Origin of the sequence: Rothia sp. CCM 9418 (genome assembly GCF_048512825.1) — a bacterium.
In the GTDB taxonomy this organism is placed as follows: Bacteria; Actinomycetota; Actinomycetes; order Actinomycetales; family Micrococcaceae; genus Rothia.
Window position 1 is genome coordinate 132,041 of the sequence record NZ_JBLXXX010000003.1, and the last position, 13,018, is coordinate 145,058.

Genomic DNA, 13,018 nt, shown 5'->3' on the forward strand with positions numbered 1-13,018 from the left:
TAAAAGGCAGTCTAGATTAGAGAGCTGCTACGACTTTGTTGGTGAACATAACAAGGCGTGATACGTAACCGTATTCGTTGTCGTACCATGCGAAGACCTTAACCTGGTTACCAATAACCTTGGTCAAAGGTGCGTCGAATACGGTAGAGATAGGCTCACCTTCGATGTCCTTGGAGACGATGGGGTCTTCGTTGTACTTGATGATGCCTGCGAATTCGCTTTCAGCTGCTTCACGTACTGCTGCGTTAACTTCTTCAACGGTAACTTCTTTAGAAGCTTCGAAGGTCAAGTCAACAACAGAGCCGGTGGGGGTAGGAACGCGAACTGCCAAGCCGTCAAGTTTACCCTTGAGTTCAGGAAGAACGAGTCCAACTGCTGCTGCTGCACCGGTGGAGGTAGGTACCATGTTCAACGCTGCTGCACGTGCGCGACGAAGGTCGCGGTGAGGTGCATCGAGTAGGCGCTGGTCAGCGGTGTATGCGTGGATGGTGGTCATCAAGCCGCGTTCGATACCGAACTTGTCGTTGAGAACCTTTGCCATAGGTGCGAGGCAGTTGGTGGTGCAAGATGCGTTAGAGACGATGTGCATAGTCTCAGAATCGTAATCGCTGTCGTTAACACCCATGACGAAGGTGCCGTCGATGTTCTTACCGGGTGCAGAAAGAATAACCTTCTTTGCGCCAGCTTCGATGTGAGCTTTAGCTTTGGTGCCGTCGGTGAAAAGACCGGTGGATTCGAGAACAACGTCTACGCCGAGGTCTGCCCAAGGAAGGTTTGCAGGCTCGCGCTCTGCAAGAATCTTGATTTCTTTGCCATCGACAACAAGGTTGCCGTCTTTGACCTGAACATCACTTTCGAAGGTGCCCATGATGGAATCGTACTTGAGCAGGTGTGCCAAAGTTTTTGCGTCAGTTAGGTCGTTAACTGCGACAATTTCGAATCCTGCGCCATCTTTTGCTGCTGCGCGGAAGAAGGTACGACCGATGCGGCCAAAGCCGTTAATTGCTACACGTACAGTCACTGGGAATCAAACTCCTCATTATTCAGTGAATTATTAGAGGACGGAAAGCGAAAGTCTCACTTTCTCGACCTTAGAACCTTACCTTATGTGGTTTAGCCCTAAAGTTCCTTGGGCTTCCGTCCGGTTCTATTAATATCTTACGACAAAATATGTGAGTTTGGGTGTGTTTCTGTAGTTTTATTTGGTGAATTTTTGGAAAACTCCGTTTTATCCCCAAAACAACTGTTGTTTTTCGTGCCTTTTACAGTTTTTATCCCTCAAAGAGGAATAGCAACATACACAATACACACACATCCCCACATTGATGTGTGTACTCATCCCACAAAAACAATGGGCCTGAGGCAAAACCTCAGACCCATGAGCCTTGCTTATGTCTACAGGCTACAAATCACCATGACCAGCATCTGTACCAGGAATTCCCAACTCAGAAGCACGCTTATCCGCCATAGCTAACAAACGACGAATACGACCAGCGATAGCGTCCTTGGTCATAGGCGGATCAGCCAAACGCCCTAATTCATCCAAAGACGCCTGCTTATGAGCAACACGCAACTCCCCCGCATATCGCAAATGCTCCGGAACCCTATCACCAAGAATCTCCAAAGCACGCTCCACACGAGCACCAGCCGCAACAGCAGCCTGAGCAGAACGACGCAAATTAGCATCATCAAAATTAGCCAAACGATTAGCCGTAGCTCGAACTTCTTTACGGGCACGACGTTCACGCCAACTATTCAACGTCTCATTAGCACCCATACGTTCCAACAACATGCCGATAGTCTCACCATCACGCACGACAACACGATCCACGCCACGCACCTCACGGGCCTTAGCAATAACGTCAAGACGCCGAGCAGCACCAACCAAAGCAAGAGCCGCCTCCGGACCAGGACACGTAAACTCTAATGCTGAAGAACGACCAGGCTCCGTCAAAGACCCATGTGCCAAAAACGCACCACGCATCACAGCCTCAGCATCAGCTAACGAACCGTTCACCACGGCAGGAGGCAAACCACGCACAGGACGACCTCGACTATCTAAAAGACCAGTCTGACGAGCCAATGCTTCACCGCCACTAGTGACACGAACAATATAACGGCCACCTCGTCGTAAACCACCACCAGAGACCGACGTAATCTCAGACTCACGCCCATACATCTCAGCAATGTTATATTGCAAACGCAAAGCAGTAGATTCAAGATCCACCTCAGACTCAATCACAATCTTGCCCGACACCAAATGCAAACCACTGGTAAAACGCAAAATAGTTGAGACCTCAGCCTTACGAACCGAAGACTTCGTCGATTCATAACGGGCAAGTTCTTCTTTAACCGAAGCCGTTAGTGCCATACGGCAATTCCTCCAAAAACATATAGATGCGATGTCACCTTCATAAACAACAGTGAAATACCGCTACGACAAATAAGTTCTAAACACTTCTTGATAGGCCGCTCCAAGCTTAAGCGGGTCGTGCACGTTTCTTTCCACACTATTACGCACAGATCTCCAAAAAACCTTACCGCCCAGCTCAACCGCGACCTTATTAAGCTCATCAGGTGAGCCCATACCGTCACAATCCGCTATCACCGCGTTAAGCCTAAATTCTGGAACGTATTTACGCAAAATACGAAGATGCTCAGAAGCACTCATTCCCAAAGTCTCCCGATCCTCCAGCTCAAGATTCATCACCACACAAATCTTCGCCTCAGTCTGCAATAACGCATCGCGAATCCCCGGCAATAATAGATGAGGAAGAACCGACGTAAACCAAGAACCAGGACCAAGAATCACCCAGTCAGCTTCAAGAATCGATTGAACAGACTCTTCACAAGCCTCAGCGCCTTCAGGAGTGAGCTTCACATTCTCAGCCCGAGCCACCTTAGCAACATTAACCTGACCGACAACATGATCGACCACTGGCACTCCAGCATCATCATAACGGACGTCATCGCCTTCAATCACCAACGGTTCACAAGACATCGGCAGAACCCGACCACGAGCATTCAGCAAAGCCCCAGCCCAGTCCAAACCAGCGACAGTGTCTTCAAGTAATTGCCACAAGGTCACAATCAACAGATTGCCTAAAGCATGATCTTCTAAACCACTCGAAGGATTCTGAACCGTCGAATGGAAACGACGCTGCATCACATCACGCCACGTCCGACCCCAATCAGTATCATCACATAAAGCGCTCAACGCCATACGCAAATCTCCTGGAGGTAACACCCCAAAATCTTGACGTAACCGACCAGAAGAACCACCGTCATCAGCAACCGTCACAATAGCCGTCAAATCAGAAGTCACGTGACGCAAAGCAGATAACGAGCCATACAACCCATGCCCGCCACCAAGAGCAGCAACTTTTACCGGACGATGACGACGAGAACGATCTTTAAAAGTTCTCAGATTCTCAGGTAACTTAATAGGAGCGGTAGGTAACTGATACATGCTCACTGTTATTCTCGCCCCATATCTCGATGTTGCAGATTCACATTCACATCAGGCAATTCACGGAGACGACGAGCAATCTCTGTAGAAACAGCAACAGAACGATGCTTACCACCGGTACAACCAATAGCAATCGTGGCGTAATGCTTACCCTCTTGACGATACCCCTTCAGAACAGGTTTCAGAGTCTTCATATAGTTCTCAAGAAACTCTATCGTTCCAGGGTTCTCCATCACATAGTCACGAACTGGAGCATCCTCACCAGTGTAAGGGCGCAATTCCGGAACCCAATGAGGATTCGGAATAAAACGCATATCTGCCATATAGTTCGCATCAGTCGGAGCACCATATTTGAATCCAAAGCTCATAACCGTCAGATTCAAAACACCAGGTTTGCTCGAAGAATACATCGAACGAATCACATGAGCGAGCTCATGCACGTTCTTTCCAGAAGTATCAATCACAGAATCAGCGGCTTCTTTCAAAGCCTCAAAAATCTTACGCTCACGAGCAATACCATCAACAACACGCCCTTCACCCTGTAACGGATGAGGACGACGCTGAGACTCATATCGAGCGATAATATCCTCATCTTTAGCGTCAAGGAACAACATCCGGAAGTTCACATTAGACTTACGCAAGGTATCAATAGCACTCGGCAAATCATTAAACAACGCACGTGCCCGCACATCAATACCAATAGCAAGACGCGGCATCGCATCAGGGGCACGCATCACCAAATCAGCTAGAGCCTGCAACATCTGCGGTGGGATATTATCAACAACATACCAACCCTCATCTTCGAGGACATTGGCAGCGGTGCTTCGTCCAGCCCCAGAAATACCCGTTACGACGAGAATCTCAGGACGTTTTTCCCTCACTACTTCGAGGTTATGAGTATCAACCATAGCTTTGTCTCTTTCGTCAGCTCTGAGAACATCTCCAAAACTAAAATATGTATTAGTTTACACTGATGCTACTCCTAGCTACTACCGTACATGATGAAACTAAAACTTAGCTATCTAAAAGTTCTCCCGTAGACATATCAACACCCCTCGTATCAACGTCAGACTCCCCTACCTCAACCATAAAATAATCCATAATTTTTTGAGCCAAAGCAGGACCAATACCTGGCACCTGTTGAAGCTCTTGCAACGAAGCTTTTTTGACTTCTGCTAAAGACCCAAAATAATCCAATAATGCCTGACGCTTCTTCTCCCCCAGACCATCAATACCTGATAGTACAGAAGCCACCATAGCCTTGGCACGGCGAGAACGATGAAAAGTAATTGCAAAACGATGAGCCTCATCACGAATACGCTGAATCAAGAAAAGAGCCTGCGACGAACGAGGCAAAATAATCGGAAACTCATCATCTAAAACCCATATTTCTTCTAGTCTTTTAGCAATACCCGCAACATATACACCCTCAATATTCAAATCTGCTAGGGCACGTTCAGCTGCAGCCACCTGAGCGCTCGCACCATCCACTAACAGCAAGTTAGGAGGATACGCAAACTTTGGTGTAGAGCGCTCTATACCCGAGTCAGAGGTAGAAGAATTTTTCGTCCCTTCAGATTTTTCGTGAAGATATCTTTTAAAACGTCGTGTAATGACTTCATACATGCTGCCAACATCATCGCCAGCATTCTTTTCAGAAATTGTGAATTTACGGTACTGATTTTTTTGAGGTAGCCCATCTTCAAAAACAACCATTGACCCTACCGCATGCGAACCCTGAATATGAGAAATGTCATAGCATTCGATACGCAATAAAGGAACGTCCAATTCCAAAGCTTCTTGAAGCTCCACCAAAGACGCTGAACGAGTCGTCAAATCTCCAGCACGACGTAACTTATGAACAGCTAAAGACTGTTGTGCGTTTTCTTCAACGGTCTCTAACAGCTCACGGCGCTCTGCACGCGGAGAGCTCGTAATCCGCACCGACGAACCACGACATTGAGAAAGCCATTGCTCTAAACGGCTCTGATTCTCAGGAAGAACCGGAACAACAATATGAGGAGGAATCTCAAACTCATTTCGTTCTTGGTCATCATGCTCTCCTGATTCCCCCAACACATATTCTCCATAGACTTGCATCAAGAGCTTCTCTATTAAGGCAGCGTCCTCTTCTTCACCAGAGCGTTCAACAATCCACCCGCGCTGAGCACGGATCTTGCCCGCACGAACAAAAAATACTTGAATCGCAATCTCTAACTCATTACCTGCATAAGCAAAAAAATCGGCGTGAGTACTATCAGCAAGAACAACCGTATTCCGTTCAAAAACCTTCTCTAATGCTAGAAGGTCATCACGCAAACCAGCAGCTTTCTCAAAATCTAGTTCAGCGGCAGCCGCCTTCATCTGCTGTTTTAGCTCAGCTATAAACTTCTCAGAACCACCACTCATAAAACGGCATAGCTGCTGCGCTAATTCATAGTGCTCCTCTTCAGAGATACGACCAATACACGGCGCTGAGCACTTGTTGATATATCCCAGAAGACACGAACGTCCTGTTTTTTGAGCACGACGAAACACACCAGCAGAACAGGTACGCAATGGAAATACTTTTAGTAGAGTCTCCAAGGTCTCTCGGATAGCCCAAACCTGTGTATACGGACCGAAATATCGGACACCTTTCTTCTTCTCTCCGCGCATAATCTGCACACGAGGGAAAGCATCTTTCATCGTAATCGCAAGATACGGGTATGTTTTATCGTCACGAAAAACGATGTTATATCGTGGCTTATATTCTTTAATCCAAGTGTACTCTAATTGAAGTGAATCAATCTCATTCTTAACAACAGTCCACTCCACCGAAGCAGCAGCATGCACCATCGCATAAGTTTTAGGGCTTAACGCTGAGACCTGCTGAAAATACGAGTTCAGGCGATTGCGAAGGTTTTTAGCCTTTCCAACATAGATTACTCTGCCGTGTTCATCACGAAAACGATAAACCCCCGGCGAGGTAGGTATCTGCCCCGATGCAGGACGATAACTTGCTGGATCTGCCACACGTAACCTTTCTCTACGATAGCCTTAAACTTTTCCTCCATCGCGAGACGCTGAAGGCGAAACGTTATAAACATTTTCTCGAGCTTGTCCCGAAAGCTGAGCAATTTCATCCATGATTTTATCGGTTGTTTCTCGACGCATCTTCCCACTCATTTTTTCACCAGTGCGAGGAAAATATAACGGTTTTCCCACACGCACAGTAAAACGTCGAGGATAAACCATCATCGAGCCCTGTTTCTGAAGGCGATTAGTACCAATTAGACCAATAGGGATAACCGGAGCACCTGTCATATGCGCTAACCATGCCACACCAATTTTTCCACGATATAAACGTCCGTCTAAAGAACGTGTACCTTCCGGATAAATACCAAATACGCGATCTTCTTCTAATACCTCTAAGGCGCGCGCTAAGGCTTTCATCGATTCTGAACGATCAGAACGATTCACCGGAATAATATCAATGACTTCAAATAGCTTCTTCATGATTTTCCCGCGTATCCCCGGAGTGTTAACGTATTCTGATTTTGCCAGAAACGCCACTCTCCGAGGCATGAGAGCTGAAATAATCACGGAGTCCAAAAAAGCTAAATGGTTAGAAGCCACAATCACAGGCCCACGCTCAGGAAAGTTCTCTAATCCTGTCACCCGTGCGCGAAATACAGTTCTTAAAAGAAAAGTAATGGTCTTTTGAGTGTTCTGATATAGTCGCATCAGCTTCCCTCCACGATGTTTAGAGATTTGTTATCAACATCCCAAGACATCATATTTTCCATAGTCAGTTAGAAGAATCATAGCAACCGTAAGCTCACCTTATGCGTACATAACGTAGCATGGCCATTGAAAATCAATCTCAGATATTTTGGTAACACACCCGAGAAGGTCAGTTCAACAATTCTGCTAAGAAAGCGCCGGTATGAGAACCCTCAACCGTACTAATTTTTTCGGGAGTACCTTCTGCAATCACAGTTCCGCCACCGCTACCACCTTCAGGACCCATATCAATCACCCAGTCAGCAGATTTAATAACGTCAAGATTATGTTCAATAGTGATGACAGAGTTTCCTTTATCAACAAGCCCCTGAAGTACATGTAGTAGCTTTCGGATGTCTTCAAAGTGCAGACCCGTTGTTGGCTCATCAAGAACATAGATAGAACGCCCATTAGAACGTTTCTGCAATTCAGATGCGAGTTTAACACGCTGAGCTTCTCCACCCGACAATGTTGTAGCAGGCTGCCCTAACCGAATATAGCCTAAGCCCACATCAACCAAAGTATTCAGATGGCGGGCAATGGGAGAAAAAGCGGCAAAGAATTCAGCAGCCTCTTCAACCGGCATTTCAAGAACGTCAGCGATACTCTTACCTTTGTACAAGACCGCTAAGGTCTCGCGGTTATATCGTTTGCCGTGGCAGGTTTCGCACGGAACATACACATCTGGCAAGAAGTTCATCTCAATTTTAAGAGTTCCATCGCCAGAACAGTCCTCGCATCGTCCACCCTTGACGTTAAACGAAAAACGGCCAGGAAGATAACCACGTATTTTTGCTTCTTGAGTCTCAGCAAAAAGTTTACGAATATGGTCAAAAACCCCAGTATATGTTGCAGGGTTAGAACGAGGCGTACGACCAATGGGAGATTGGTCCACGTGAATAATCTTATCGAGATGTTCAGAACCAACAATTTTTGTATGACGTCCAGGCACTTGCTTAGCTCCGTTAAGTTTCTGAGCTAATGCCGTGTAAAGAATGTCATTGACCAAGGTGGATTTACCTGAACCAGAAACACCCGTCACCGCGGTTAAAACACCGAGAGGGAACGAAACATCAATATTTTTGAGGTTGTTTTCGCGTGCTCCGCATACCTTGAGCATACGTTTTTTATCAATGGCACGACGATCCTTGGGAATATCAATGACACGACGCTTTGCCATATAGTCGCCAGTCAGCGATTTTGTATTGTTGAGCAGCTCCTCATAGGTTCCAGAATGAACGACTCGCCCACCATGTTCACCAGCACCAGGACCAACATCCACAATCCAGTCCGCTTCTTTCATGGTGTCTTCATCATGTTCTACCACGATGAGAGTGTTTCCCATGTCCCGCAATTTTGTTAACGTCTCAATTAAACGTCGATTATCTCTTTGGTGAAGCCCAATAGAAGGCTCATCTAAAACATAAAGAACACCAACAAGGCCAGAGCCTATTTGAGTGGCCAGACGAATACGCTGCGCTTCACCGCCTGAGAGCGTAGACGCAGCACGCCCTAATGTCAGATAGTCTAGTCCCACATCAAGTAAGAACTGCAAACGCGCGTCAATCTCTTTGAGTACGAGGTCGGCGATGTGCGCTTCACGTTCGCTCAAAGAAAGTGAACGCATGAACTCAAGAGCCTCTCGTAGCGGCATCTCCGTAATATCGGCGATGGAAGCTCCGCCTACAGTGACCGCCAGTATCGTGCGGTTGAGACGTGCTCCCCCACAGGTAGAGCACGCAACGTTACGCATATATTGTTCGTAACGGTCTTTAGACCATTCAGATTCGGTTTCTTCGTGTTTACGTTTAATGTATGCGTAGACGCCTTCAAAACCAGAGGTATAGCGTCGTTCACGTCCAAACCGATTTCGATACGAGACAGTAACCTTATAATCTTTACCGTTAAGAATGCTCTGACGAATCTTTGCGGGAAGTTTATTCCATGGAGTATCAAGGCTGAAGTCAAGTTCCTGTGCAAGGCCTTCTAGCAAACGTATCCAGTATTCGGAGGTTGCTTTACCTTGTGACCACGGAGCAATTGCACCTTCACGAATCGTTGCTTGAGGATTAGGGATAATCAGGTCTTCATCGACTTCGAGAGTAAACCCAATACCGTCACAAGCAGAACACGCACCAAATGGGGAGTTGAAGGAGAACACACGCGGTTCAATTTCTTCCATTTGCACAGGATGATTTTGAGGGCATGCTAAATGTTCGCTAAAACGTCGTGTACGTGTCGGTGAGTTTTCATCTTCATCGACAAAGTCAATGAGCACGTTTCCTTCGCTCAGTTTAAGAGCGGTTTCGATGGAGTCTGTGAGACGTTGTTGGATGCTGTCTTTAATGACAAGACGATCTACGACAACCTCAATAGTGTGTTTATATTGTTTAGCGAGTTTTGGTGGGTCAGAAAGTTGAATGTTCTCTCCGTCGACGCGAGCGCGAGAAAAACCTTGTGCAGAGAGTTCTAGGAAGAGGTCGACGAATTCTCCTTTACGTGCTGAGACGACGGGAGATAGCACTTGAAAACGGGTTTTCTCGGGTAGTGCCATGAGCTGATCGACGATTTGTTGAGGGCTCTGTTGTGAGATTTCTTCTCCACATTCGGGGCAATGCGGGTGTCCGATACGTGCCCAGAGAAGGCGCATATAGTCGTAGATTTCGGTGATAGTTCCGACGGTAGAGCGAGGGTTTTTTGAGGTAGACTTCTGGTCGATGGAAACTGCTGGCGATAGGCCCTCAATAAAATCTACGTCAGGTTTATCTACTTGTCCGAGGAACATTCGTGCATAGGCTGAAAGGGATTCTACGTAGCGGCGTTGCCCTTCAGCGAAGATGGTATCGAACGCTAGTGAAGATTTTCCGGAGCCGGAGAGTCCGGTGAAAACGACCATGGAGTTTCTTGGTATAACGAGGTCTACATTTTTGAGGTTGTTTTCTCGTGCACCTTGAACGTGGATATGTTCTTGGTTTTGTTGATGTGCAGTTGTCTCTGCCATAGTGTTCCTCAGTCTTAAAACTATCTATGTGTTCGAAGATATATTCTAAGTGTTTTCTGGTGCTTTGACTACTCTACGTTGCAAGGGGTGCAAAAGTTTGACGCATATAACTTCACTCATGGGGATTCTTTTTCGTCTAGGATGCTGGGGTTTTAGTTTGGAGCGGTTAGTGTCTTGGTCTGTCATAGAGCTTCTGGTAGAGCAAGTTTTCCAAGTAGACTACATACCATGACAGATTCTCTCGGTACTCTTCTTTTTTCGACTGATGATATAACGATTCGTTCGTTGTCCGTCTCGCAGATGGAAAATAATGTTTATCTACTCACCGATATTCGTAGTGGTGAGCAGGTCATGATTGATGCTGCAGCAGATGCTGAACGTCTATGTTCTTTTGCCCGTGACGTTGCATGCCATGATGTTTTAGATGGTGGCGGTTCGGCAAGGATTACGACTATTTTTACAACCCACGGGCATTGGGATCATATCCGCGCTTTAGAAGCTGTTGCTGAGAGCTCTGGTGCAAAAACGTATGCTGGGGCAGCAGATATTCAGGCTATTGAGTCCCAAGAAAATTATCGGGTACATCACGAGCTTCATGGTCAAGAGCGTTTTGAGTATTCTTCGTATCGTTTAGAAACCATTTCTTTAGTAGGTCATACCCCTGGTTCTATTGCATGTGTTCTCACGGCTGAGGGTCTTCCGACAGTTATTTTCTCTGGCGATTCTCTCTTCCCTGGTGGAGTTGGTAAAACAGATTCTCCAGAAGATTTTTGTTCTCTCTTCCATGATGTCACCACAAAATTATTTGATGTTTTTCCGGATGACACGGTGGTTCTTCCAGGTCATGGGAAGGGCACGACGTTAGGTCAGGAGCGTCCGTCTCTAGAGCAGTGGAAAGAGCGCGGCTGGTAGTCAAACACACTATGTTGTACAAATAGCTGGTGGTGGAGAACCTTGCAAGGTTCTCCACCACCAGCTATTTGTCGTGATAGGAGTACAAACTGTTGGTTTAGAACAGTCCAGTAATTTTTCCTTCTGCGTCAAAACCGATGCGCTCAGCTGCTGGAGATTTAGCTAGCCCGGGCATGGTGCGCATGGTGCCACAAATGGCGTAAACGTATCCGGCCCCCGCTGCCAGACGCACTTCGCGTACGGGCATAGTCCAACCTGTAGGTGCGCCTTTGAGTTTGGGGTCAGAAGATATTGAAAGGTGTGTTTTGGCGATAACAACCGGAAGTTTCCCGTAACCAAGCTCTTCAAAACGACGTAATTGTTTTCGAGCAGATGCACTCAGCTCAATATCGTCTGCGCCATATACGTTGACAGCAACTTTTTGAATCTTTTCAGCGAGGGAGTCGTTGTCATTGTAGGTGTAGGTGAGCTCATGCGATTCTTCACATGCTTGAACGACTGCTTCTGCAAGTTCTACAGTCCCTCGTCCACCTTCAGCAACGCCACGATGGATAGCAACACGGGCACCTGATTCTTCGGCGATACGCGCAATCACCTCATGCTCTGAAGGGTAATCACTAGGGAAAGCGTTGATGGCAACGACAGGTTGTACTCCGAAGCTGCGAACGATATCTAAATGTTTTTTGAGGTTTGCTGCGCCAGCTTCTACATCGTGTGGGCTCTCTTCCAGAAGCTCTGGTGGAAGAGGTTTGCCCGGTGTGATGGTGTATCGTCCAGAATGAGATTTGAGTGAACGTACAGTCACAACAAGAACTGCTGCATCAGGTTTAAGACCTGATACACGGCATTTGACGTTGAAGAAGCGTTCTGCCCCCATATCTGCACCGAAGCCAGCTTCTGTAATCACGTAATCCGCGTGTTCAAGCCCAACATAGTCGGCAAGGATTGAGGAGTTTCCTGTGGCGATATTACCAAAGGGGCCTGCGTGAATCAGTGCGGGAGTATGTTCAAGGGTTTGCATGAGGTTGGGGTGTATCGCGTCAGAAAGAATAACGGCGAGCGCACCGTCTGCTTTGAGGTCTTTGGCGGTAACGGGCTCACCTTCATGAGTGTATCCGATGACGATACGGCCAAGGCGTTCTTGGAGGTCCTGCTGAGATTTTGCGAGAGAAAGAATCACCATGATTTCGCTGGCGGAAGTAATATCGAAGCCGGTTTCTCGAGGGACTCCGTCCATTCTCTCGCCAAGCCCGATGACGACGTTGCGTAAGGAGCGGTCGTTGATGTCGAGAACTCGACGCCATGAGATACTTCGGGAGTCGATGCCTAGCTCATTGCCGTGATGCAGGTGGTTATCAATCATGGCTGCGAGCATGTTATGTGCGGCTGTTACCGCATGGAAATCTCCGGTGAGGTGAAGGTTTAGCTTTTCCATGGGGACAATCTGAGAGTATCCGCCACCGGCTGCGCCTCCTTTGATACCGAACGTAGGTCCCATGGAGGGCTGTCGTAGGGTGAGCATTGCACTCTTACCAATCTGTCCCATTCCTTGAGCTAGTGAGACAGAGGTTGCGGTTTTCCCTTCACCAAGTGGGGTCGGTGTTACGGCAGTAACAACAATATATTTGGAATTGCGGGCTTGTGCGGTGTGCGCATTAGTTGTTTCGTCTAGAAGAACTTTTGCTACGTACTTTCCATAATTTTCGAGGCGGTCTTCGTTGATGCCTGCTTGTTGAGCAATCTCGTTAATTGGTTTGAGGGTTGCTTGCTGTGCGATTTCTAGGTCGCTAGGAAATGGTTGTGCCATGAGGTGTTCCTTCTCTGTTGAGAGTTTTTCTCGTCTCCTATCTTATGTTGAACATGACCTAAAA

9 protein-coding genes are annotated in these 13,018 nt (G+C 47.1%); 1 reads left to right on the forward strand and 8 read right to left on the reverse strand.

The window, feature by feature from the left end:
• Positions 1-16: 16 nt before the first annotated feature.
• From gap to uvrA, 7 genes are all read right to left on the reverse strand, one after another.
• Positions 17-1,021, reverse strand: a complete 1,005-nt coding sequence (gap, locus tag ACN083_RS05180) for a type I glyceraldehyde-3-phosphate dehydrogenase (protein WP_419101770.1) — start codon at positions 1,019-1,021, stop codon at positions 17-19.
• Between the two features lie 381 nt (positions 1,022-1,402).
• On the reverse strand, positions 1,403-2,371 hold the full coding sequence (gene whiA / locus ACN083_RS05185; RefSeq protein ID WP_419101771.1) for a DNA-binding protein WhiA: 969 nt from the start codon (positions 2,369-2,371) through the stop codon (positions 1,403-1,405).
• Between the two features lie 63 nt (positions 2,372-2,434).
• Positions 2,435-3,469, reverse strand: coding sequence for a gluconeogenesis factor YvcK family protein (locus ACN083_RS05190; RefSeq protein WP_419101772.1), 1,035 nt, complete (start codon positions 3,467-3,469; stop codon positions 2,435-2,437).
• An 8-nt stretch (positions 3,470-3,477) separates the two neighbouring features.
• Positions 3,478-4,377 carry an RNase adapter RapZ gene (gene rapZ, locus ACN083_RS05195; protein WP_419101773.1) on the reverse strand — a complete coding sequence of 300 codons (900 nt, stop codon included), beginning with the start codon at positions 4,375-4,377 and terminating at the stop codon, positions 3,478-3,480.
• A gap of 106 nt (positions 4,378-4,483) precedes the next feature.
• Entirely contained in the window at positions 4,484-6,484 is a 2,001-nt protein-coding gene (gene uvrC / locus ACN083_RS05200) for an excinuclease ABC subunit UvrC (protein ID WP_419101774.1), read from the reverse strand.
• Between the two features lie 24 nt (positions 6,485-6,508).
• Positions 6,509-7,195 carry a lysophospholipid acyltransferase family protein gene (locus ACN083_RS05205; protein ID WP_419101775.1) on the reverse strand — a complete coding sequence of 229 codons (687 nt, stop codon included), beginning with the start codon at positions 7,193-7,195 and terminating at the stop codon, positions 6,509-6,511.
• A gap of 169 nt (positions 7,196-7,364) precedes the next feature.
• Positions 7,365-10,235 carry an excinuclease ABC subunit UvrA gene (uvrA, locus tag ACN083_RS05210; RefSeq protein WP_419101776.1) on the reverse strand — a complete coding sequence of 957 codons (2,871 nt, stop codon included), beginning with the start codon at positions 10,233-10,235 and terminating at the stop codon, positions 7,365-7,367.
• A 228-nt stretch (positions 10,236-10,463) separates the two neighbouring features.
• Between uvrA and ACN083_RS05215 the strand changes: the two genes are divergently transcribed.
• Positions 10,464-11,147 carry an MBL fold metallo-hydrolase gene (locus tag ACN083_RS05215; protein ID WP_419101777.1) on the forward strand — a complete coding sequence of 228 codons (684 nt, stop codon included), beginning with the start codon at positions 10,464-10,466 and terminating at the stop codon, positions 11,145-11,147.
• Between the two features lie 97 nt (positions 11,148-11,244).
• On the opposite strand, the gene ACN083_RS05220 is transcribed toward ACN083_RS05215, so the two are convergent.
• Positions 11,245-12,954, reverse strand: a complete 1,710-nt coding sequence (locus ACN083_RS05220) for a formate--tetrahydrofolate ligase (protein WP_419101778.1) — start codon at positions 12,952-12,954, stop codon at positions 11,245-11,247.
• Positions 12,955-13,018: the final 64 nt, after the last annotated feature.

Excerpts from the sequence above, each read along its gene's own strand:
- whiA (WP_419101771.1), bottom strand. The coding sequence starts at position 2,371 with ATGGCACTAACGGCTTCGGTTAAAGAAGAACTTGCCCGTTATGAATCG.
- ACN083_RS05190 (WP_419101772.1), bottom strand. The coding sequence starts at position 3,469 with ATGTATCAGTTACCTACCGCTCCTATTAAGTTACCTGAGAATCTGAGA.
- rapZ (WP_419101773.1), bottom strand. The coding sequence starts at position 4,377 with ATGGTTGATACTCATAACCTCGAAGTAGTGAGGGAAAAACGTCCTGAG.
- ACN083_RS05205 (WP_419101775.1), bottom strand. The coding sequence starts at position 7,195 with ATGCGACTATATCAGAACACTCAAAAGACCATTACTTTTCTTTTAAGA.
- uvrA (WP_419101776.1), bottom strand. The coding sequence starts at position 10,235 with ATGGCAGAGACAACTGCACATCAACAAAACCAAGAACATATCCACGTT.
- ACN083_RS05215 (WP_419101777.1), top strand. The coding sequence starts at position 10,464 with ATGACAGATTCTCTCGGTACTCTTCTTTTTTCGACTGATGATATAACG.
- ACN083_RS05220 (WP_419101778.1), bottom strand. The coding sequence starts at position 12,954 with ATGGCACAACCATTTCCTAGCGACCTAGAAATCGCACAGCAAGCAACC.